21 protein-coding genes are annotated in these 21,976 nt (G+C 41.6%); 19 read left to right on the top strand and 2 right to left on the bottom strand.

The genetic code is table 11. The annotated features are described in order from the left end of the window. The first annotated feature begins 18 nt into the window (after positions 1–18). Positions 19–474 carry a ComE operon protein 2 gene (locus tag P5G49_RS06225; protein ID WP_301242630.1) on the top strand — a complete coding sequence of 152 codons (456 nt, stop codon included), beginning with the start codon at positions 19–21 and terminating at the stop codon, positions 472–474. After that, the gene (locus P5G49_RS06220; protein WP_301242629.1) at positions 471–2,762 is read left to right on the top strand and encodes a DNA internalization-related competence protein ComEC/Rec2; all 2,292 of its coding nucleotides are present in this window, start codon (positions 471–473) and stop codon (positions 2,760–2,762) included. Before P5G49_RS06225 ends, P5G49_RS06220 begins: the two co-directional genes overlap by 4 nt. A 59-nt stretch (positions 2,763–2,821) precedes the next feature. Here P5G49_RS06220 and P5G49_RS06215 read toward each other — a convergent pair whose 3' ends face one another. Next, positions 2,822–2,956 (bottom strand): YqzM family protein, encoded by a 135-nt coding sequence (locus tag P5G49_RS06215; RefSeq protein WP_301242628.1) that lies wholly within the window; start codon positions 2,954–2,956, stop codon positions 2,822–2,824. A 159-nt stretch (positions 2,957–3,115) separates the two neighbouring features. On the opposite strand from P5G49_RS06215, the gene holA reads away from it, so the two are divergent. After that, complete coding sequence (gene holA, locus P5G49_RS06210; RefSeq protein ID WP_301242627.1) at positions 3,116–4,132, top strand: DNA polymerase III subunit delta; 1,017 nt, start codon at positions 3,116–3,118, stop codon at positions 4,130–4,132. Between the two features lie 47 nt (positions 4,133–4,179). On the opposite strand, the gene rpsT is transcribed toward holA, so the two are convergent. Beyond that, a complete protein-coding gene (rpsT, locus tag P5G49_RS06205; protein ID WP_301242626.1) occupies positions 4,180–4,431 on the bottom strand; it encodes a 30S ribosomal protein S20 in 252 nt (83 codons plus the stop codon). A gap of 166 nt (positions 4,432–4,597) precedes the next feature. On the opposite strand from rpsT, the gene gpr reads away from it, so the two are divergent. From gpr to P5G49_RS06125, 16 genes are all read left to right on the top strand, one after another. Next, the gene (gpr, locus tag P5G49_RS06200) at positions 4,598–5,641 is read left to right on the top strand and encodes a GPR endopeptidase (protein ID WP_301242625.1); all 1,044 of its coding nucleotides are present in this window, start codon (positions 4,598–4,600) and stop codon (positions 5,639–5,641) included. A gap of 42 nt (positions 5,642–5,683) precedes the next feature. After that, entirely contained in the window at positions 5,684–6,514 is an 831-nt protein-coding gene (gene spoIIP, locus P5G49_RS06195) for a stage II sporulation protein P (protein ID WP_301242624.1), read from the top strand. A 196-nt stretch (positions 6,515–6,710) separates the two neighbouring features. Next, a complete protein-coding gene (gene lepA / locus P5G49_RS06190; protein ID WP_301242623.1) occupies positions 6,711–8,534 on the top strand; it encodes a translation elongation factor 4 in 1,824 nt (607 codons plus the stop codon). Positions 8,535–8,613: 79 nt separating this feature from the next. Then, on the top strand, positions 8,614–9,747 hold the full coding sequence (hemW, locus tag P5G49_RS06185) for a radical SAM family heme chaperone HemW (RefSeq protein ID WP_301242622.1): 1,134 nt from the start codon (positions 8,614–8,616) through the stop codon (positions 9,745–9,747). 96 nt (positions 9,748–9,843) lie between these two features. Continuing rightward, positions 9,844–10,869 carry a heat-inducible transcriptional repressor HrcA gene (gene hrcA / locus P5G49_RS06180; protein WP_301242621.1) on the top strand — a complete coding sequence of 342 codons (1,026 nt, stop codon included), beginning with the start codon at positions 9,844–9,846 and terminating at the stop codon, positions 10,867–10,869. Between the two features lie 28 nt (positions 10,870–10,897). Beyond that, complete coding sequence (gene grpE / locus P5G49_RS06175; protein ID WP_301242620.1) at positions 10,898–11,494, top strand: nucleotide exchange factor GrpE; 597 nt, start codon at positions 10,898–10,900, stop codon at positions 11,492–11,494. Positions 11,495–11,538: 44 nt separating this feature from the next. Continuing rightward, positions 11,539–13,377: a molecular chaperone DnaK gene (gene dnaK, locus P5G49_RS06170; RefSeq protein ID WP_301242619.1), complete on the top strand. Its 1,839-nt coding sequence runs from the start codon at positions 11,539–11,541 to the stop codon at positions 13,375–13,377. Positions 13,378–13,529: 152 nt separating this feature from the next. Then, positions 13,530–14,657, top strand: coding sequence for a molecular chaperone DnaJ (dnaJ, locus tag P5G49_RS06165; protein WP_301242618.1), 1,128 nt, complete (start codon positions 13,530–13,532; stop codon positions 14,655–14,657). A gap of 15 nt (positions 14,658–14,672) precedes the next feature. Continuing rightward, positions 14,673–15,617 (top strand): 50S ribosomal protein L11 methyltransferase, encoded by a 945-nt coding sequence (gene prmA, locus P5G49_RS06160; protein WP_301242617.1) that lies wholly within the window; start codon positions 14,673–14,675, stop codon positions 15,615–15,617. Between the two features lie 3 nt (positions 15,618–15,620). Next, complete coding sequence (locus tag P5G49_RS06155; RefSeq protein WP_301242616.1) at positions 15,621–16,361, top strand: 16S rRNA (uracil(1498)-N(3))-methyltransferase; 741 nt, start codon at positions 15,621–15,623, stop codon at positions 16,359–16,361. Between the two features lie 16 nt (positions 16,362–16,377). Further along, complete coding sequence (gene mtaB / locus P5G49_RS06150) at positions 16,378–17,724, top strand: tRNA (N(6)-L-threonylcarbamoyladenosine(37)-C(2))-methylthiotransferase MtaB (protein ID WP_301242615.1); 1,347 nt, start codon at positions 16,378–16,380, stop codon at positions 17,722–17,724. Between the two features lie 108 nt (positions 17,725–17,832). After that, positions 17,833–18,504 (top strand): deoxyribose-phosphate aldolase, encoded by a 672-nt coding sequence (gene deoC / locus P5G49_RS06145; RefSeq protein ID WP_301242614.1) that lies wholly within the window; start codon positions 17,833–17,835, stop codon positions 18,502–18,504. A gap of 150 nt (positions 18,505–18,654) precedes the next feature. After that, positions 18,655–18,828, top strand: coding sequence for a 30S ribosomal protein S21 (rpsU, locus tag P5G49_RS06140; protein WP_009496905.1), 174 nt, complete (start codon positions 18,655–18,657; stop codon positions 18,826–18,828). Positions 18,829–19,072: 244 nt separating this feature from the next. Continuing rightward, on the top strand, positions 19,073–20,416 hold the full coding sequence (locus P5G49_RS06135; RefSeq protein ID WP_301242613.1) for an NfeD family protein: 1,344 nt from the start codon (positions 19,073–19,075) through the stop codon (positions 20,414–20,416). Then, positions 20,409–21,419, top strand: coding sequence for a flotillin-like protein FloA (floA, locus tag P5G49_RS06130; RefSeq protein ID WP_301242612.1), 1,011 nt, complete (start codon positions 20,409–20,411; stop codon positions 21,417–21,419). Before P5G49_RS06135 ends, floA begins: the two co-directional genes overlap by 8 nt. Before the next feature lie 37 nt (positions 21,420–21,456). After that, on the top strand, positions 21,457–21,963 hold the full coding sequence (locus P5G49_RS06125) for a hypothetical protein (RefSeq protein ID WP_301242611.1): 507 nt from the start codon (positions 21,457–21,459) through the stop codon (positions 21,961–21,963). Positions 21,964–21,976: the final 13 nt, after the last annotated feature.

Here is a 21,976-nt window from a genome sequence, read left to right as displayed (position 1 = left end):
TAGTTTGGAGGCATACATATGGAGCGTATGACATGGGATCAATTTTTTATGGCACAATGCCATTTGCTTGCGGTTAGAAGTACTTGTACAAGACTTGCAGTTGGAGCGACAATTGTTAGGGAAAATAGAATTATTGCAGGTGGCTACAACGGATCCATTTCTGGTGGAGACCATTGTATTGACCACGGATGCTATGTCATCGATAATCATTGCGTTCGCACAATCCATGCTGAAATGAATGCATTGTTGCAATGTGCTAAGTATGGTAGTCCAGTAGATGGGGCGAGCATTTATGTCACCCACTTCCCATGCTTGCAATGTTCCAAAGCAATCATTCAATCGGGAATCCGAACCGTTAATTATGCTAAAGACTATAGAAATAATGAATATGCGATAAAACTCTTTGAACAAGCAGGAGTTGAGGTAAACCATATCCCATTTAATAGAAGGGTGGATGACCTATTCGGCAATTGATTGGTAGTATTCGTCCTATTTATGTTTGTATACCGGTTGCCGTGTCGGCGTTTGCTGCATACGGTCCGGTACAAGTTTTATTTCTGAATCTTCTTCTTATCCCCATCTTTCTTCGTAGAAAAAAGGATTATTTAACCCCATTTCTTGCATTAGCAGCTTCGCTCATTTCCTATTTTTTCATTTCCGTACAAATACCCGAGCTTAAACAAGCTGGCCCTCCCATAACGTTAACACTCACTTGGACCGATCAGCTAAAAATAGATGGTGGTGTTCTGAAAGGCTTTGCAAAGACCGATTCCCATGAGACCATCTACGTTAGGCTGAAATTCATTAATGAAAGACAGAAAACTCAGTTTCAGGAAATCCACATTCCGTCGTATCGATTCACTTTATATGGGGCTTTCGAGGACTTGCCCCCCGCTGCCCATCACTATTCGTTCAATATGGAGAACTACTTAAAAGCGAATGGTGCATCAGGCATGTTCGAATCCAGTGAGTTGATTAACTATCAGAGAAATACAGGTTTACGGACAGTACTCTCGGAGCGTAGGTGGCAAGTTAAGAATCATATTAGGGAGACCTTTCCGGATAGCCTCGTTGTGGAAGCTGAATCTTTACTAATCGGAGACAGGAGTGGGATGGACGAAGATTTAGCTGCGAGTTACAGGACGTTAGGAATTACTCACCTGTTTGCTATATCTGGTCTTCATGTTGGATTATTGACTTTTCTCTTAAGAGGTCTACTGATCAGGTTGTCAATACGAAAGCAAACAGTAGATACGCTAATCATCACACTATTGCCTTTGTATGCAGTTATGGCTGGAGGGGCACCATCGGTTTGGCGTGCTGTTTCCGTTACGGTTCTGATTCTTTTGACGGCAACGGGACGTTTTAGGATACGAATGGATGACGCACTCGCTATGAGTGCATGCTGTTTTATCCTTTTGCGGCCGAATGTCGTGTTCCAACCAGGGTTTCAGCTATCTTATTTGGCTGCTTTCTCGTTAGTCTATTCAACAAGAATCCTTTCACGTCAGAAATCCGGATTAGCCATTTCTTTTCTTGTTACAACAATTACCCAATTGGCTTTATATCCTGTTCTTTTACATCATTTTTACGAATTGTCACTGTCGTCTTTTGTCGTGAATTTGATTTATGTCCCAATCTACTCTGTCATCATTTTGCCAGGCAATATTCTATTACTTATTTTAACGTACTTGTCGCCTTGGATTGCGGGAATCATTTTTAATATTTATGAACCAATCCGAAATTGGCTTGGGTATTTTACGGAGTTCTTATCTTCTTTACCTTATCAGATGTGGGTTCCGGGTAAACCAACCGCTGTATTGTCCGTTTTGGCCGTAGTAGGAACGATTCTCTTTTTTATCTCAATTGAAAGTGGAAGAAAACCTATTTTGGCCATTTGGTTTATACTTGTTCCAGCCTTAATCCTTCATATATACCCCTATACCGATCCAACATTGAAGGTCACTTTCCTTGACGTCGGACAAGGGGATGCAATTCTGATTGAGTTGCCACGAAAACGAAAAGTCTACGTTATAGATACTGGAGGAACTATAAACTTTGGTGAACGTAATTGGCGTTCACCCGAGAAGGACTTTGAGGTTGGTGGGAAAATCGTCGTTCCTTTTTTAAAGGGAAGAGGCATTAATAAAATAGATAAATTGATCCTTACTCATGCGGATAGTGATCATATAGAGGGAGCAGATGAGCTACTTGAGGAAATTACAGTAAAAGAAATTCACATCTCGCCTAACAGTGAAAAGGAGCCGACGATGGAGAAAGTGCTTCATATAGCTATGAAAAAGGGAATTCCGATTTTCGCGATGAACGAAGGAATTGGTTGGAAGGACGGTTCTACTGTTTTCAACTACATTGCACCCGCAAAGGGTAAATACAAAGGGAATGATAGTTCGCTTGTTCTCTTAATGGAAACCGTTGGTGCATCATTTCTTTTTACGGGTGATTTAGAGATCGATGGGGAAAAAAGGATTATTAGGAACTATGGAAGATCCGATTGGGGGAAATTAATACTAAAAGCGGGTCATCATGGCAGCCGAACATCAAGCTCTGATGTATTTATCAACACTTTGCAGCCAGTTCTTACTATACTTTCTTATGGAAGAAATAACCGATACGGCCACCCACACTTAGAGGTACTTGACACATTTGAAAAGTATAATTTGCCAACTCTATCAACTGCGGAAAATGGTACCATTACAGTTACAGTCAGGAAGGGTACATATTTCATAACAACTTCAAGATAAGAAAAAGACGGACATGTCCATTCCGATTAAGAATGGGCTATCCGTCTCTCCGTAGACGATTAACGTGCGACGACGTCTATGATTGTAGCAACAACGAAAATTGCAGAAAAAGCCACGAAAGCTACAATGAATCCAATACCTGAGTCAATTAAATCATTGCGTTTGGACTGTACGTCTTGTTCAAACTCATTCATTGCTACACCTCCTAATTCCTTTATAGTATAGATGATAACTCATAAAAAATCTATATCAAAGGTTGTATTATGCCGGGTTTATGACAATCGACACAAATTGTTCATAGTCGTGAAATGGTGATGTATAATGGGAAAAGGTGAGTGATTGGAGGGAATTGAATGGTAAATGCAATCTGGAAGAGTATTAGCGAAGGTAAAATTGAACCTGTTTACCTGTTGATGGGTGTCGAAAGACATTTAATAGATGAGACAATTAAGAGGCTAATTCAAGCCTTGCCAGATGGAGAGGAAGACTCTGTCGTCAGATTTGATTTGGATGAGACGCCGATTGAGGCAGTAATTGAAGAGGCCGACACACTGCCATTCCTTATAGAAAGAAAATTAATCATCGCAAATAATGCCTCATTCCTAAAAGCTGCGGATAAAACAAAAGAGAAGGTCGTACATAATATCGCATTATTAGAAGAGTGGCTCTTAAATCCCTCTCCTACAGCATCAGTCGTTTTTTTGGCACCTTATGAAAAACTTGATGGCCGGAAGAAAATCACTAAGCTCATGATGCAAAAATCATCTGTCGTCGAAGCGATGCCGCTGGTTGGCCGTGATTTGACAACATGGATTCAAAATGAAGCGGGTTCATTCGGTGTTAAAATAAGCACCGAAATCGCACAGCTACTGATCGATATGACGGGAGACAGTCTCTTGGCACTATCTTCAGAACTTGCAAAAATTGCAATGTATCTGGATGGAAAAGGCGAAGTAACTAAAGAAGTCGTCGAATTGCTCGTTCCAAGATTACCCGAAATGGACGTCTTTCGATTGACAGATGCATATATGAACGGAAACGTTAAAGAAACAATTAAAATCTACCATGACTTGCTTAGAAACGGAGAAGAACCGATTATGCTCACGTCCCTAATCGCAGGTCAAATCAGATTAATGATCCATGTCGCTTCATTAGCGAAAAAAGGTTATCATCAACAACAAATAGCCAAAACATTGAACGTCCATCCATACCGCGTCAAACTCGTCATGGAAAATCGAAGCATCCCAAAAATGGAAAGGTTATTACTGATTTTAGAGAAACTCGCCCACATCGACTACCAACTAAAATCCACAAGCGGCAAAAGAGAAAGAGTCTTAGAAATCTTCCTCATGGAACCATTAAAGGGATAAATAGAAAAGGCTGTCCAATTTCAAAATGAAATGGACAGCCTAATTTCTTATAGAGCTTTTTTTGTAAGACGAGCTTTTTGACGAGCTGCTGTATTTTTGTGGATTAAACCTTTACGAGCAGCAGTATCTAACTTCTTAACTGCGTCTTTCAAAAGTTCTGCAGCGTTCTCTTCTTTATTGATGAGCGCAGTGTCAGCTTTACGTACAGCAGTACGCATTGCAGATTTAACTTGTGAGTTCTGTTCATTCGCAGCGGCACTTTGTTTAACGCGCTTAATTGCACCTTTGATGTTTGGCATTCCATTCACCTCCAATTTCAGGTAAGGCAAGAGTGTTTCCATACTTAGCTTTCGGATTCTCTTTACAACATTAACATTTTAGCAAAATCACTGCAAGAACGCAATAAAAATATGCAAAGAATATTTCCTTGACACAACGTGCAAACTGCATGTTGAGGTGATGACAATGGATAAATATGATTTTTACCGAACCGACCTTTTAGTCGAAAACGAAGAAATGGTTCGACATCGAACGGAAAAAGAAAAAGACAAATTAAAGGAATCCGAAGGCATCCAATTCGATGAAACAAGAAAAGGCAGAGTGATTTTAACCTCCGTCAAAATCAATGCGGAAGGTGAAAAAAGAATAGGTAAAAAAAGAGGTACCTATTTAACATTAACCAACCCTACCTTGACGCATACTGATCGAGAAGGTCTAAAGGAAATGGGGGATATGCTCAAATCGAAACTGACCGAAATGACCGCAGAAGTCCCCAATTTGAAAACCGGTAAAATTCTTTTAATTGGGTTAGGAAATAGGGAAGTGACTCCAGACGCCGTTGGACCACTTACAATGGATCGTCTAAAAGAAATTGTTCCTATGTATTATTCAGACGAAGGCAGTGAACTATTTGTCTATGCACCAGGCGTAACAGTCCAAACGGGGTTGGAGACAGCTGACTTCGTCAAAGCGTTAGTACATGAAATCAAACCTGATGTATTGATAGTTGTAGATGCCTTAGCCGCAAGGGACAGTTCCCGGTTATGTAAAACAATTCAAATGACGGACACAGGGATACATCCAGGTTCAGGAGTGGGAAATAGCCGAAAAGAGTTATCGAAGGAGACGTTAGGGATCCCGGTAATTGCAATTGGTATTCCGACAGTTGTAGATGGTCCGGTATTAATTGCTGACGCAATCAATACATTATTTAGTTACATCGCTTCAAAAATTGAAGAAGAAAGCCATCCTTCCTCAAGGTTATCCGTTTCAAATTGGCTGCATACTCCGAATAAGGATGCGGATCGAACGAAGCTCATCCCTATATTCGGGGATTGGACATCATGGCCGCATGAGGAAAGAGTTCAATTGTTTGAAGAGGTATTATCTAACCACGACTTGAATACATTTATTTCGCCGAAAGAGATTGACTCTTGGGCATCCCTTTATGCAGAAATTTTAACCGAATCCATAAGTGATTGGGTCGAAGAGCTTAAAACAAGTCATTGACCATTCCCCCCGTGCATATAGTTGAAGACGGGGGGATGACTCATGAAAAAAAACTTGCAAATATGGACTGTAATCGTATTCGCTCTTTTCCTTTTCCCGGTCATAATTCAATTCATACCGGAAGAATCGAAAATAACAAACTCAAAAATCATCAAGGATAATGCATTAATTGTTTACGCCTCCAATATCGTTGAGGAAGAGAAATTGAAACCCGAACCTGTACCTGAACCAGAAATCATTAAGGAAGTGGAAATGACGCCGGGGAAAGTATTGCTCTATTTCACCCATGCTGACGAGGCGTATAAACCGATCACACAAGCGGTGGATGGCAAGATCACAGTAAACCATCAGACCGAAAATGTGATGAAGATGGGTGATAAGCTTAAGAGTTCACTCGAAATGAACGGTATAGAAACCGATACATTGAAAAAGATGGTGTCGCATGCACGCGCTTATGCCGAGATTAGACCATATGTAAAAAACCGGCTATCTGAAAAGGAATATGATTTAATAATTGATATTCATCGAGACTCAGTCGGTCCGGATAAAACGACAATTATACATGAAAATCAAAAGTACGCAAAAGTGGCATTTGTATTAGGTTTGGATAATCCCAATTATAAGAAAAACGAAGAGACGACAAACCGTTTAAAACAGGAGATGGAAAAACGCATACCTGGTATTACAAGAAATGTAATATCTAAAGGAGGAGCGGGTGTTGACGGGAAGTATAATCAGGATCTTCACCCGAAACTAATCCTTGTTGAGCTTGGAGGAGTCGGGAATTCCGAAGATGAATTGAATCGGACGATTGCAGTAATTGCAGAGGCTATTGTAGAATTACTTGCAAATACTGAGGTTGAAGAAAAATGAATAATAGTTCGGCTTCATGGAATAACTACCATGAAGCTTTTTTGTTTTCAATGATGTCAAACTTTATCAAAATGAAGTCATCTGTTAGAATTAATTAGTTGAGCGTGACTGATATAATTCGGGGAATAAGAATAAGTAACATGTTTATCAGTTATTTGCTATAATGCAAATAGCTTATATAGGAGTGAACTGACAGATGAATCATGAGGAAAGATTGGCACGTCAAAAAAACATTAGAAATTTCTCTATCATTGCCCATATCGATCACGGGAAATCGACGTTGGCTGATCGATTGTTGGAAAAGACAGAAACAGTAAGTTCGCGGGAAATGAAATCACAGACATTGGATTCAATGGACTTGGAGCGCGAACGTGGAATCACGATTAAGTTGAACGCAGTGCAATTATCATACACGGCGAAAAATGGCGAGGATTATACGTTTCACTTGATCGACACTCCAGGACACGTCGACTTTACGTATGAAGTCTCACGAAGCCTTGCAGCATGTGAGGGGGCCCTACTTGTCGTTGACGCAGCCCAAGGAATTGAAGCTCAAACGTTAGCTAACGTTTATTTAGCATTGGACAATGACCTGGAAATTTTACCTGTTATCAATAAAATTGATTTGCCTGCAGCAGATCCAGATAAAGTGAAACAGGAAATTGAAGATGTCATCGGCTTGGATGCTTCTGAGGCAGTCCATGCTTCTGCGAAAGCTGGCATCGGAATAGAAGAAATTCTTGAGCAAATTGTCGAGAAAGTGCCCGCACCTACGGGGGATCCTCAAGCACCGTTGAAAGCATTGATTTTCGACTCGCATTATGATCAATATAAAGGTGTTATCGTCAATATTCGGATTGTTGAAGGAACCGTCAAACCAGGCGACAAAATTCGCATGATGGCAACCGGTAAAGAATTCGAAGTTATTGAAACGGGCGTATTTACACCGAATATTTCCTTACGGGACGAATTGTCTGTCGGGGATGTCGGCTTCCTTTCCGCGGCTATCAAAAATGTTGGAGATACACGTGTCGGTGATACAATCACTAATGCAAAAACGCCGGCAAGTGAGCCGCTACCGGGTTATCGTCGACTGAATCCGATGGTGTTCTGTGGACTTTATCCGATTGACTCGTCTAAGTATGTTGATTTACGTGAAGCGCTTGAAAAGCTTGAACTGAATGACTCCGCTTTGGAATATGAAGCAGAAACGTCCCAGGCACTTGGTTTCGGATATCGATGTGGATTCCTTGGACTACTTCATATGGAAATCATCCAGGAGCGGATTGAGCGTGAGTTTAAAATTGATTTGATTACTACAGCACCAAGTGTTGTTTACAATGTCGTAACGACAGACGGAAAAGAATTGAAAGTCGACAATCCTTCCATGATGCCGGATGCACAAAAAATCGATCATGTTGAAGAACCTTATGTGAAAGCTTCAATTATGGTGCCGAACGATTATGTTGGTTCTGTGATGGAATTATGCCAGCAAAAACGAGGAAACTTCATAACGATGGATTATTTGGATGCATCACGGGTAAATATCATTTATGAATTGCCGCTTGCAGAAATCGTATATGACTTTTTCGATCAATTGAAATCCAGCACGAAAGGTTATGCGTCATTCGACTATGAACTGATCGGCTATAAAACATCGAAGCTTGTTAAAATGGACATCTTATTGAATGGCGAGCAGGTTGACGCACTCAGTTTCATTGTCCATCGCGACTTCAGCTACGAGCGTGGCAAAGCAATCGTAGAAAAACTGAAAAATCTTATCCCGCGTCAACAATTTGAGGTGCCTGTCCAAGCCGCAATCGGTCAAAAGATTGTAGCTCGTTCAACAATCAAATCGATTGGTAAAAACGTTCTTGCCAAATGTTACGGCGGTGACATCTCCCGTAAACGTAAATTGCTTGAAAAGCAAAAAGAAGGTAAGAAGCGGATGAAACAAGTCGGCTCGGTAGAAGTGCCGCAAGAAGCATTCATGGCTGTATTGAAAATGGACGAAGACTGATAGTGAAAAATTAAAAGGAGTCCAAATCGGGCTCCTTTTTTGCACGAACGGCATTGCCGATAGAAAGGGGACACAACAAATGCGAGGCATGTATATTCATATTCCTTTCTGCCATCAAATTTGCCATTACTGCGATTTTAATAAAGTATTTTTTAAAAACCAACCGGTTGACGAATATATTGAATCGATTGGAAATGAATTATCGATTCTTGTTGAAGAAGGACACTCATTTAAAAACCTTGAAACGGTTTTCTTAGGTGGCGGGACCCCAACATCATTGTCTGAAAAACAATTGGATCGCTTACTTGAAATTATCCATCAATACGTTGATATAGGTTCCCTAAAAGAGTTTTCAACAGAAGCAAATCCTGATGAATTGACAAGCGGTAAACTTTCCGTCCTGAAAAATGGCCGTGTGGATCGTCTGAGCATTGGCGTCCAATCGTTTGACACAGAGCTCTTGAAAAGGATAGGCAGGACACATGGTGCGGATGATCCGTTAAAGGTGATCAAGGAAGCTCGTCAATTAGGATTTGAAAATATAAGCATAGATCTAATCTATGGGCTGCCTGGACAAACCAGCAAACAATGGGAGGATACACTTGATAAGGCACTATCACTTGAACTTCCGCATTATTCAGGGTACTCTCTCATCGTCGAACCGAAAACGGTTTTCTATAATCTGATGAATAAAGGGAAGCTGCCATTACCTGGTGAAGACATTGAAACGTCTATGTTTTCCATGCTTATCGATCGTATGGAAGCTGCTAAAAGACAACAATACGAAATCAGTAATTTTTCGATTCCTGGAAAAGAATCCATACATAATCTTATCTATTGGGAGAATGATGAGTATGCCGGGATTGGTGCTGGTGCCCATGGTTATTTGAAAGGGAAAAGGTATGCGAATATTGGTCCACTAAAAAAGTATATGGAAAACGCGGATAACGGAACTCGCCCTATCATTAATCAGCACGAAGTCACTAAAATCGAATCAATGGAAGAGGAAATGTTCCTTGGACTTCGTAAAACTGCGGGCGTCCCGTTCAATTCATTTGAAACTAAATTCGGAAAAACGCTACTTGAAGTTTATGGAGTAGTCATCGAAGACCTCTCCAATAAGGGGCTTGTTGAAGTTGCCGAAGATAGTTTAAAACTGACTCGAAAAGGTATTTTCAGGGGTAATGAAGTATTCCAGGAATTTCTTAAGTGATCAGGAGTTAATTCGTTGACACCGTTAAACTGATTTGATAAATTATGAATAGCTTTAGCACTCGCTTGTAAAGAGTGCTAACAGGAGTGATGATTAATGTTGACAAACAGACAATTGCTTATATTGCAACTGACGGTTAACGATTTCATCGAATCCGCTCAACCTGTCGGATCAAGGCAGTTATCTAAAAAACCGGAAGCCCCATTTAGTCCCGCTACCATCCGTAATGATATGGCAGACTTGGAAGAGCTTGGCTATCTTGAAAAAACCCATACTTCATCGGGCAGGGTTCCTTCCGAAAAAGGTTACCGTTTCTACGTCGACCATTTGTTGACACCGGAAAAATTGACATTGGAAGATAGTGTTCAAATACGTTCTCTCTTCCAAGACAAGGTAGTGGAAACCGAAGAGCTGATCCGCAATTCCGCTAAAATCATATCTGAGTTGACAAATTATACGTCAATCCTATTAGGCCCTGACACATCAATGCATTCGGTTAAGAAGTTTTCAATTGTTCCTTTGGACGAAACAAAGGCCGTGGCCATTATTGTCACGGATAACGGCCATGTTGAAAACCGGATTTTTGATGTGCCTAAAGGCATGGTTGCTTCGGATATTGAGAAGATGGTAAATATTTTAAATGAAAGGCTTGTCGGAACGCCTTTGAGCTTCCTTCAGAACAAGCTTGCCCGGGAAGCGAAAACAGTTTTCGAACAGCATGTCCATCATGCGGGAGAACTCTTCTCTTCATTTCAAAGGGCGATGACAATCAAACCTGAAGAACGCCTGTATTTCGGCGGAAAAATGAATATGATGAAACAGCCGGAATTCAATGATCTTCATAAAATGAAGATGTTTTTCGAGTTGATTGAGAATGGAACACCTGCGTTGACATTTTTCCAAGATGACACGAAGGGAATTCATGTAAGGATCGGTTCGGAAAATAACCATGATGCGATGGAAGATTGCAGTGTGATCACTGCGAATTACTCTGCGAAGAATAATATGGCCGGTTCCATTGCAATTATTGGGCCGAAGCGGATGGATTACGGAAAGGTCATTACGATGCTCGATATCTTGAGTTACAACTTATCTCAGGCATTGGATAAAATGGGTAAATGAGTATCGGATCGGATAGGAGGAAAGATTTGTGACTGAGAAAATGAATGAAGTTGAAAAAGAAACTACTGAGTCCGAGGAAGTAAGTGCTGAAACGGCAACCTTGGATGCGGCAGAAGAAACGGTTACCACTTCCAATGAAAGTTCTGAAGAGGCAAATGAAGAAAGCGATGAAAAAGATCAAAAGATAAGTGAATTGGAAGCGAAATTGCATGAAGAGGAAAACAAATTGCTTCGAGTGCTTGCTGATTTTGAAAATGCAAAAAGAAGAGCAACCCTTGATAAGGAAGCATTGAACAAGTACAAAGCACAAAGCTTACTGACAAATCTGTTGCCTGTACTTGATAATTTCGCGCGTGCACTTGCCGTTGAAACAAAAACTGATGAAGCACAGTCAATTATGACAGGTATGGATATGATTTATCGAAACCTTGTCGAAGCACTTGAAGGTGAAGGGCTTGTTGAGATTGAGACGTTAGACAAGGAGTTCGACCCTAACTTCCATCAAGCAGTAATGACTGGTAGCGAACCTGATAAGCCTTCAGGAATCGTGCTTGAGGAACTTCAGAAGGGGTATATGTTAAAAGATCGAGTGCTACGACCTTCAATGGTCAAAGTGAACGAATAAGTATTTAAATTTGTTGAGATGCATTTATTCAAGGAGGAATACAAATGAGCAAAATTATCGGTATTGACTTAGGAACAACAAACTCTGTAGTTGCAGTATATGAAGGTGGAGAAGCGAAAGTAATTCCGAATCCAGAAGGAAACCGGACATCTCCTTCTGTTGTAGCTTTTAAAAACGGTGAACGCCAAGTCGGCGAAGTAGCTAAGCGTCAATCCATTACAAACCCGAATACGATCATGTCCGTTAAGAGACATATGGGCTCTGATTATAAAGTGAAAGTTGAAGATAAAGAATACACACCACAAGAAGTTTCAGCGATGATCCTTCAATACATGAAGGGCTATGCGGAAGAATACTTAGGTGAAAAAGTGACAAAAGCTGTCATTACTGTACCTGCTTATTTCAATGATTCACAGCGTCAAGCAACTAAGGATGCAGGAACAATTGCAGGACTTGAAGTTGAGCGTATTATCAACGAGCCTACAGCTGCAGCGTTGGCATACGGTTTAGACAAGACAGACGAGGATGAAACAATTCTTGTATACGACCTTGGCGGTGGTACATTTGACGTTTCAATCCTTGAGTTAGGCGACGGTGTATTCCAAGTACGTGCAACAGCTGGGGACAATAAATTGGGCGGGGACGACTTTGATGATGTTATCATCGAGTACCTAGTACAAGAATTCCGTAAAGAAAACGCAATCGACCTTTCAAAAGACAAAATGGCAATGCAACGTTTGAAAGATGCAGCAGAAAAAGCGAAGAAAGATCTTTCTGGTGTAACATCAACACAAATTTCCTTGCCGTTCATTACAGCGGGAGAAGCCGGACCATTGCACCTTGAAATTTCATTGACTCGTGCTAAATTCGATGAATTGACAGCGCACCTTGTGGAACGCTCTATGGTGCCTACACGTCAAGCAATGAAAGACGCTGACCTATCACCATCCGAAATCGACCGCGTCATCCTTGTTGGTGGTTCGACACGTATTCCTGCGGTTCAGGAAGCTATCAAAAAAGAAACTGGTAAGGAACCATTTAAAGGCGTTAACCCGGACGAAGTTGTCGCAATGGGTGCTGCTGTTCAAGGTTCAATTATCCGTGGTGATGTGAAAGATGTCGTTTTATTAGACGTAACACCATTATCACTTGGTATTGAAACAATGGGCAGTGTCTTTACAAAATTGATCGAAAGAAACACGACAATCCCTACAAGTAAGTCACAAGTGTTCTCGACAGCCGCAGACAACCAACCAGCTGTTGACATCCATGTCTTGCAAGGTGAGCGTCCGATGGCGGCGGACAACAAAACACTTGGCCGCTTCCAATTGACTGATATTCCACCAGCTCCACGTGGAATTCCACAAATTGAAGTAACTTTTGATATTGATAAAAACGGTATCGTAACAGTTAAAGCGAAAGATCTTGGTACTCAAAAAGAGCAAAACATCACAATTCAATCCAGTTCAGGTCTCTCTGATGAAGAAATCGAGCGTATGGTGAAAGATGCGGAAGCGAATGCTGATGATGACAAGAAACGTAAAGAAGAAGCAGATTTGAGAAATGATGCAGACCAACTTGTATTCATGGCTGAAAAGACATTGAAAGATCTCGAAGGCAAAGTATCCGAAGATGAAGTGAAAAAAGTTGAAGATGCAAAAGAAGAACTGAAAGCTGCAATTGAAGCTAACAACTTGGAAGATATGCGTACGAAGAAAACAGCTTTGGAAGAAATCGTTCAACAAATGACGATGAAATTATACGAACAAGCTGCTGCTGAGGCGCAAACTCAAGGTGAAGCTAACGAAGCAGGCAGTCAGCCGAAAGATGATGGCGTTGTAGATGCTGATTTTGAAGAAGTTGACGAAGATAAGAAAAACTAATTGAACGATCGATTGACGGAAAAGTCAAAGTCCGATATTCCGGCTTTGGCTTTTTCTTTTGGTAAAGGTTATTCACGTGTTACAATAAGTCGAGCATTTAGCTGAATTAGATAAATAAAGGCCAGTCGATTGATTTATGGGAGTGTGGAATAATGAGTAAAAGAGACTTTTACGAAGTGCTTGGTGTATCGAAAACAGCAAGCAAAGAAGAAATCAGGAAAGCGTATAGGAAACTATCGAAACAATATCACCCTGACTTGAATAAAGAAGCAGGGGCAGAAGAGAAATTTAAAGAGGTTACGGAAGCGTTTGAGACGTTGAGTGACGAGAGCAAACGTGCAAATTACGACAGATTCGGCCATGCGGATCCAAATCAAGGTTTTGGCGGTTTTGGCGGCGGAGGATCGGCAGATGGATTCGGATTTGAAGACATTTTCAGCACGTTCTTCGGTGGAGGAAGCACAAGACGTCGTGATCCAAATGCCCCAAGGAAAGGCAGTGATCTTCAGTATACGATGACCATCGATTTCATGGAGGCGGTTTTTGGTAAAGACACAGAAATTGAATTGCCTAGGGAAGAGACATGTGATACATGTGACGGAACAGGTGCTAAAAAAGGAACCCCCGTCAATACATGTTCACACTGTAGTGGATCTGGACAAATTTCAGTCACACAAAATACACCTTTAGGTCAGATGGTAAATCGTCGCACATGCCCACATTGTCAAGGTACCGGGAAAATCATCCCTGAAAAATGTAATACATGCCATGGTTCAGGTAGAGTGACGAAACGGAAGAAAATTAAAGTGACAATACCTGCAGGTGTCGATGACGGTCAGCAACTACGCGTATCCGGTCAAGGGGAAGCGGGTGTAAATGGAGGACCTTCCGGGGACTTATACATCGTTTTTAGGGTTAGAGAACATGAAACTTTTGTTCGAGAAGGTGATGATATCTACCTTGAGGTGCCTGTTACATTCCCGCAATTGGCTCTTGGGGATGAAATCGAAGTTCCGACTGTACATGGAAACGTTAAATTGAAAGTGCCTGCAGGAACACAAACAGGAACGAATTTCCGCTTACGTGGAAAAGGTGTAAAAAACGTCCATGGTCATGGGCAAGGGGACCAACATGTAATAATAAAGGTAGTTACACCTAAGAAAATGACTGAAAAACAAAAGGAACTACTTCGTGAATTCGCTTCAATCGGAGGAAACTCACCGGATGAGTATTCAAGCTCTCTTTTTGATAAAATCAAACGTACATTAAAAGGCGACTGAAAGGGATGAATGTAGTTGAAGTGGTCTGAAATCTCCATCCATACAACACATGAAGCGACCGAAGCGGTTGCCAATATCTTGCATGAGGCAGGGGCAAGTGGAGTTATTATCGAAGATTCCAATGAACCCGATCGCATCCATGAAGATCGTTTCGGTGAAATCTATGAGTTAAAAAAAGAGGATTTCCCTGCCGAGGGAGTCATCGTCAAAGCTTATTTGCCAACGAACAGCTTTTTGATAGAAACCGTAAAAGAAATTAGTGAATCCGTAGACAAATTAGTCGAGTATGGCTTGGATGTCGGCATTAATTTGGTTCAAACTAGTGAAGTGGATGAAGAGGATTGGGCTACAGCTTGGAAGAAGTATTACCACCCTGTAAAAATCTCAAGCCGGTTCACAATCGTTCCCACTTGGGAAGATTATCAGCCTGTTGAATCCGATGAATTGATCATTGAATTGGATCCGGGGATGGCATTCGGAACTGGAACTCACCCTACAACAGTCCTCTGTCTACAAGCTCTCGAAAAATACGTCGGAAAAGGTGACTCTGTCATCGACGTTGGAACCGGTTCAGGTGTTCTGTCAATCGGTGCGGCCCTTTTAGGTGCATCGCATGTCCATGCATTAGATCTCGATGAAGTGGCGGTAACTGCCGCGAAGGAAAATATTGAATTGAACAATGTCCAAAACATTGTTGAAGTAACCCACGGTAATCTGTTAGATTCAGTGAAGGAACCTGCGTCAATAATCGTCGCCAATATTCTTGCTGAAGTAATCATGACGTTTTCAGGAGATGCTTATTCCATTTTACCTGAAAATGGATTATTTATCGTATCAGGAATCATTGCACAGAAACGTGATCTTGTAAGGGATGACCTTATAGAAAAAGGTTTTGAAATTGTCGAATCAGTATTAATGGAAGACTGGGTTGCAATTATCGCATCCAAAAGGAGTGTGTAAGGGTTGCAACGCTATTTTCTTGACTCTCCTTTCGGTATAGATGGAACCGCCAAGATTCAAGGAGGAGACGGTAAACATATCGTCAAGGTCATGCGGATGGATGTCGGAAATCGCATCATCGCAGTCACTAATGGTGAGGCATTTGTCTCGGAGATCATTGACCTACTTTCCGATGGTGTCGTTATCAGTCGTAAGGAAGGTCCTCTCACATCCAATGAAATGCCGGTTGAAGTGACCATTGCATGCGGTTTACCAAAAGGGGATAAGCTTGACTTGATTGTCCAAAAGGGAACAGAGCTTGGTATGCGAGCAATTATTCCGTTTGAAGCGGAACGTTCTATCGTAAAGTGGGATAGTAAAAAAGGTGATAAGAAAGTGGAGCGATTAAGTAAAATCGCAAAAGAAGCAGCAGAGCAATGTCACCGGACGTTTATACCGGAAGTGCAAGCTCCTCTCTCATTCAAACAGCTTTTACTTGAATCCAAAAACTATGATATTCGGTTATTTGCTGATGAAGAGGATGCAAAAAGCGTTGAGCCCAATAGGATTGCAGATAGGCTTAAAAACGTGTATCATAAACAAACGGTATTAGTTGTTTTCGGGCCTGAAGGCGGTCTATCCAGAAAAGAAGCTGATGCGCTTGTAACTGCTAAGTTTCTCTCGGTTTCATTGGGACCCCGGATACTAAGGACGGAAACAGCACCTTTATATCTATTGTCCGCCATGTCTTATGAATTTGAATGAAAGAGGTGAGCAGCTAGTGTCTTCTGTTGCATTTCATACATTAGGCTGCAAAGTGAATCATTATGAAACGGAAGCGATCTGGCAACTTTTCAAGGAAGTAGGCTACGAGCGTTCCGATTTCGAGAAAAATGCAGACGTCTATGTTATCAATACATGTACGGTCACGAATACTGGCGATAAGAAGAGCCGCCAAGTCATCCGTAGGGCAGTCCGCCGTAACCCGGATGCGGTTATTTGTGTTACGGGGTGCTATGCCCAAACTTCTCCGGCTGAAATTATGGCCATACCTGGAGTTGATATTGTCGTCGGTACACAGGATCGTACGAAGTTGTTAGGTCTTATCGATGAGTACCGAAGTGAGCGTCAACCGATCAATGCGGTTCGCAATATTATGAAAAACCGGGTTTACGAAGAACTTGATGTGCCTGCTTTTACAGACCGTACACGTGCATCCCTGAAAATCCAGGAAGGGTGCAATAACTTTTGCACCTTCTGTATTATTCCTTGGGCACGTGGCCTGATGCGTTCAAGGGATCCTGAAGAAGTCATCCGACAAGCCCAACAGCTTGTTGATGCCGGTTATCTGGAAATCGTCCTTACGGGAATCCATACAGGTGGCTACGGTGAAGATCTGAAAGACTATAACCTTGCCCGCCTCCTACGCGATCTTGAAACGAAAGTAAAAGGCTTGAAAAGACTTCGTATCAGTTCTATCGAAGCAAGTCAATTGACTGATGAAGTGATTGATGTACTTCGAAATTCTTCCATAATTGTGCGCCATCTGCATATCCCGATACAATCGGGATCAAATACAGTGTTAAAACGTATGAGAAGAAAATATACGATGGAGTTTTTCGCAGAACGTTTAGATCGTCTACGTGAGGCATTGCCGAATCTTGCCATTACATCCGATGTCATCGTTGGTTTCCCAGGTGAGACTGAAGAGGAATTCATGGATACGTATAATTTCATTCGAGATCACAGATTCTCTGAATTACACGTATTCCCATATTCGAAACGGACTGGAACACCTGCTGCTCGTATGGAAGACCAAATTGATGAAGATGTTAAAAACGACCGTGTTCACCGTTTAATCGAATTGAACGATCAATTGGCAAAGCAGTACGCATCCCAATTCGAAGATGAAGTTCTTGAAGTCATTCCTGAAGAGAAATATAAACTTGATCCGGAAAGTGGCTTGTATGAAGGGTACACTGATAATTATTTGAAAGTCGTTTTCCCTGCGGATGAGTCAATGGTCGGGAAAATTGTTAAAGTGAAGATCGTAAAAGCAGGTTATCCTTATAACGAGGGTCAATTCGTCCGTGTTGTTGAGTTTGAATCAGACGAAGCGCTTGTATAATTCATGCAAAACAGTCTATCCTTACGGGTGGACTGTTTTTTAATGCGGTGAGAATTTATTTTTGCTATGATGTAAGAGGTACATACAACCCAAGGAGGATATTATACATTGAATAAAAATTACGCAGCATATATTGATCATACACTATTGAAGGCAGATGCAAAAAAAGAAGAGATCATTTCCTTATGTGAAGAGGCGAAAACCTATTCATTCGCATCAGTTTGTGTCAATCCAGCATGGGTAAAAACCGCTTCGGAAATTCTGAAAGGAACAGACGTAGAAGTTTGTACAGTCATTGGATTCCCACTTGGTGCTTCTACAACTGAAGTAAAGGCATTTGAAACGAAAGATGCAATCGAAAAAGGTGCCACTGAAATCGATATGGTTATAAATATCGGTGCGCTAAAAAGCGGAGATGATGATACAGTTGGTCAAGACATTGCAGGCGTAGTAGACGCTGCAAAAGGTAAAGCGATTGTAAAAGTAATCATTGAAACATCATTGCTTACTGACCAGGAAAAACGGAAGGCATGTGAATTGTCACGTGCAGCAGGGGCCGATTTCGTTAAAACATCAACGGGCTTCTCAACAGGTGGTGCCACTGAAGAAGATGTCAAATTGATGCGTGGAGTTGTTGGTCCGGAAATGGGTGTAAAGGCTTCCGGAGGAGTTCGTAGTTTTGAGGATATGCAAAAGATGATTAATGCCGGCGCAACACGGATTGGTGCTAGTTCAGGCGTTAAAATCATGCAAGGTTTGCAAAGCGACTCTGATTATTGATAGGTTTAGGAAGTCTAAAAGGGCATTTACCTATTTTGGATAGATATTTTGAAAGTTTTTTATTGACCGTTTTGTAATAGTACGCTATAATTTTTTAGTACAAGGGTATCACCTTGTTTCGAAGTGTGCTCGGAGGGAGGGACAAGAGATATGACGAAAACTGTCGTTCGCAAAAATGAATCGCTTGAAGATGCTCTTCGCCGCTTCAAACGTACTGTATCAAAAAGTGGTACAATACAAGAGGTAAGAAAGCGTGAGTTCTACGAGAAACCAAGTGTCAAACGTAAAAAGAAGTCTGAGGCTGCTCGTAAGCGTAAATTCTAATATCTGTCCATATTGAACTAACAATTTAAGCATGTTTATTTTGAAACCGGAACTTCCTTTGGAATTTCCGGTTTTTTATTGCGCTTAAAAGAAAAGAAGAAAAAGATTTGGGGAGAGCGCTGTTCAAGATAAACGAGTGCCTTACAAAATAATATTTAAAAATTATATTGTAGAGTGAAACTTAATACCACTCTCATACGTAAAGAAGGTATAATTGTAAGTAGAGAAAGAGGTGAACATAAAGATGCATAAAATGATAGGAAAGTTCATCCTGTTCATTTTATTTCTATCCATTTTTTCTGTTCCTTTTTTACAGACATCAGCCGCGGTTGAAAAAGTGTACCACGTGAAAATTGATGATGCAGTTGAAAAAGGCCTATATGCTTATTTGAAACGTTCTTTCAAGGAAGCGGAAGATGCTGGAGCCAAAACAATCATTTTGGAAATTGATACACTTGGAGGTCATACGGACGCAGCGGGGCAGATTGGACAATTGATGAATAATACCGAGATGGAAATAATTGCATACATCAATTACAGAGCCATATCTGCAGGTGCGCTCATCGCCCTGTATTCGGATAAAATTTATATGTCCCCGAATGGTTTGATTGGTTCCTCTGGGGTTGTCGATTCGGCTGGAAATGCAGCGAGTGAAAAAGCGCAAAGCATGTGGAAGGCTGAAATGATAAATGCTGCTGAATCGAAAAAACGCAAGACGGAATATGCATTAGCAATGGCTGACGCCGACATCGATATGTCGATGTATCGTGCCGGGAAAGGTGAATTTCTAACATTGACAGCGAAAGAAGCTGCTGACCCGGAAGTGGGTTACAGTGAAGGCACTGTTACCTCGTTCAACGAGCTATTAAATGTGACTGGATTGTCTGATGCTGAAATCATTTCGACGAAAGTGTCTTTCGCTGAAGGGATTGTACGCTTCATTACACATCCTTTTGTTGTACCGATCTTGCTGTCAATCGCGGGACTGGGACTTGTCGTGGAACTCTATTCACCTGGTTTCGGAGTACCCGGAACGATGGCGATTACATCTTTACTGCTATTCTTTTTCGGACATCTTATCGCCGGATTGGCAGGATATGAGACGCTGATTCTTTTTGGTATCGGTGTGATCCTAATCATACTGGAGCTTTTCCTCCCGGGTGGTATCGCTGGGACACTCGGTGCAGTTGCAATTGTTGCAAGTATCATTATGGCGGGCGGTAATCCGATGTCTATGGCTTATGCCGTCTTGATCGCGATTGCTGTTGCCGTTACTGGGATGGTGATCATAATGAAGTTTTTCGGAAAAAGATTGCATTTGCTTAATAAGATGGTGTTGATGGATTCGACAGATACCGAAAGTGGGTATGTTTCGAACGTTAATCGGACAGAATTATTAGGAAAGAAGGGCACGACCATCACTCCTCTCAGACCAGCAGGAACGGTTGAGCTTGATGGAGAACGAATCGATGTTGTTTCACAAGGAAGCTACATCGACAAAGGTAAACATGTTATTATAGTGAAGGTTGAAGGTTCCCGTATTGTAGTAAGGGAATTTGAAGAGAAGGGGGAAATGAAGAATGATTGAATTAGCAAGTGGTAGTTTCATTGCAACTGTCGCGATCATCATCGGAATAATTATCTTATTATCCGTGTTTTTCACGCTTGTCCCAGTTACATTGTGGATTTCCGCATTAGCGGCAGGTGTACGGGTAAGTATTTTCACATTAATTGGTATGCGTCTACGTCGAGTTATTCCAAGTAGGGTCGTAAATCCGCTTATCAAGGCTCATAAAGCGGGTTTGAATGTTTCTATCAATCAGCTTGAGAGCCATTATCTTGCTGGTGGTAACGTTGACCGTGTCGTCAATGCGTTGATTGCTGCACATCGTGCGAATATCGAGTTATCATTTGAACGTGCTGCGGCAATCGACCTTGCAGGGCGTGACGTTCTTGAAGCGGTTCAAATGTCCGTTAATCCAAAAGTTATTGAAACACCGTTCATTGCTGGTGTAGCTATGAACGGGATTGAGGTCAAGGCAAAAGCGCGTATTACAGTACGTGCCAACATTGACAGACTTGTCGGTGGTGCAGGTGAAGAAACTGTTGTTGCGCGTGTAGGTGAAGGTATCGTATCTACAATCGGTTCTTCAGTGGATCATGCAAAAGTTCTTGAAAACCCTGATTTGATTTCTCAAACAGTATTAGCAAAAGGCCTTGACTCTGGAACAGCTTTCGAAATCCTTTCCATCGATATTGCGGACGTTGATATCGGTAAAAATATCGGTGCTGAACTTCAAACTGAACAAGCGATGGCTGATAAGAATATTGCACAAGCGAAAGCAGAAGAACGCCGTGCGATGGCTGTTGCGAACGAGCAGGAAATGAAAGCGAAAGTCCAAGAGATGCGCGCGAAAGTGGTCGGGGCTGAGGCTGAAGTTCCTCTTGCAATGGCAGAAGCGCTTCGCTCAGGAAATATCGGCATCATGGATTACATGAACTATAAAAATATCCAAGCAGATACAGGAATGCGTGATTCTATCAGCAAAATCGGTGGGGATCAGCCAAGGCCGGATACAAAGAAAGAGTGACGTTTGAGCATAAAATTCCCGGAAAGGGGATGCACAGATGGAGACATTAGTAATAGCAGCTGTCTTGGGACTCATCAGTATGATCTTTAAAGGGAAAAAACCTGGTGAACCACCGAAGACACAAAATAGACGGCCCTCTGCACAATCGCAACAGCCACAATGGCCATCTGCAAAACCGGATACACATACACAAGATCCGATGCGAAGGTTAAAAGAGATATCGCAAGAGATGTATAAAGAAATTCAACGAGAATTTCAAACAGAAATCGATGAACCGCCAAGCAGGCAGACTGAGCCGGCAGCAATGCCGAAAAAGGTTGTTGGCCAAGCGAAACCTATAGAAGCTCCGGTGTCCTTTCAACGAAAAGAGCGGGAAAAGAAGTCTGAAACGAATGCCCACCGGGGTAGACTTTCCACGCATCAGGGCGATTTTGTGTGGGAAAAACCAGTTGAAAACAGTAATATGATTCCGCGAGATGAGCAGGACCTCATTAAGGGAATCATCTTCTCCGAAATTTTAGGACCACCAAAATCAAAACAATAATCATCGACCCCCT

Origin of the sequence: Sporosarcina highlanderae, assembly GCF_030433715.1 — a bacterium.
Taxonomy (GTDB): domain Bacteria; phylum Bacillota; class Bacilli; order Bacillales_A; family Planococcaceae; genus Sporosarcina; species Sporosarcina highlanderae.
The sequence above is the reverse complement of the archived record's forward strand: the minus strand, read 5'-3'. Positions and strand labels throughout refer to the sequence as shown.

Coding starts and splice junctions, on each gene's coding strand:
- spoIIP (WP_301242624.1), top strand. CDS start 5,684: ATGAAAAAAAACTTGCAAATATGGACTGTAATCGTATTCGCTCTTTTC.
- dnaK (WP_301242619.1), top strand. CDS start 11,539: ATGAGCAAAATTATCGGTATTGACTTAGGAACAACAAACTCTGTAGTT.
- holA (WP_301242627.1), top strand. CDS start 3,116: ATGGTAAATGCAATCTGGAAGAGTATTAGCGAAGGTAAAATTGAACCT.
- P5G49_RS06225 (WP_301242630.1), top strand. CDS start 19: ATGGAGCGTATGACATGGGATCAATTTTTTATGGCACAATGCCATTTG.
- lepA (WP_301242623.1), top strand. CDS start 6,711: ATGAATCATGAGGAAAGATTGGCACGTCAAAAAAACATTAGAAATTTC.
- rpsU (WP_009496905.1), top strand. CDS start 18,655: ATGACGAAAACTGTCGTTCGCAAAAATGAATCGCTTGAAGATGCTCTT.
- P5G49_RS06125 (WP_301242611.1), top strand. CDS start 21,457: ATGGAGACATTAGTAATAGCAGCTGTCTTGGGACTCATCAGTATGATC.
- gpr (WP_301242625.1), top strand. CDS start 4,598: ATGGATAAATATGATTTTTACCGAACCGACCTTTTAGTCGAAAACGAA.
- hrcA (WP_301242621.1), top strand. CDS start 9,844: ATGTTGACAAACAGACAATTGCTTATATTGCAACTGACGGTTAACGAT.
- P5G49_RS06215 (WP_301242628.1), bottom strand. CDS start 2,956: ATGAATGAGTTTGAACAAGACGTACAGTCCAAACGCAATGATTTAATT.
- hemW (WP_301242622.1), top strand. CDS start 8,614: ATGCGAGGCATGTATATTCATATTCCTTTCTGCCATCAAATTTGCCAT.
- floA (WP_301242612.1), top strand. CDS start 20,409: ATGATTGAATTAGCAAGTGGTAGTTTCATTGCAACTGTCGCGATCATC.
- dnaJ (WP_301242618.1), top strand. CDS start 13,530: ATGAGTAAAAGAGACTTTTACGAAGTGCTTGGTGTATCGAAAACAGCA.
- rpsT (WP_301242626.1), bottom strand. CDS start 4,431: ATGCCAAACATCAAAGGTGCAATTAAGCGCGTTAAACAAAGTGCCGCT.
- P5G49_RS06135 (WP_301242613.1), top strand. CDS start 19,073: ATGCATAAAATGATAGGAAAGTTCATCCTGTTCATTTTATTTCTATCC.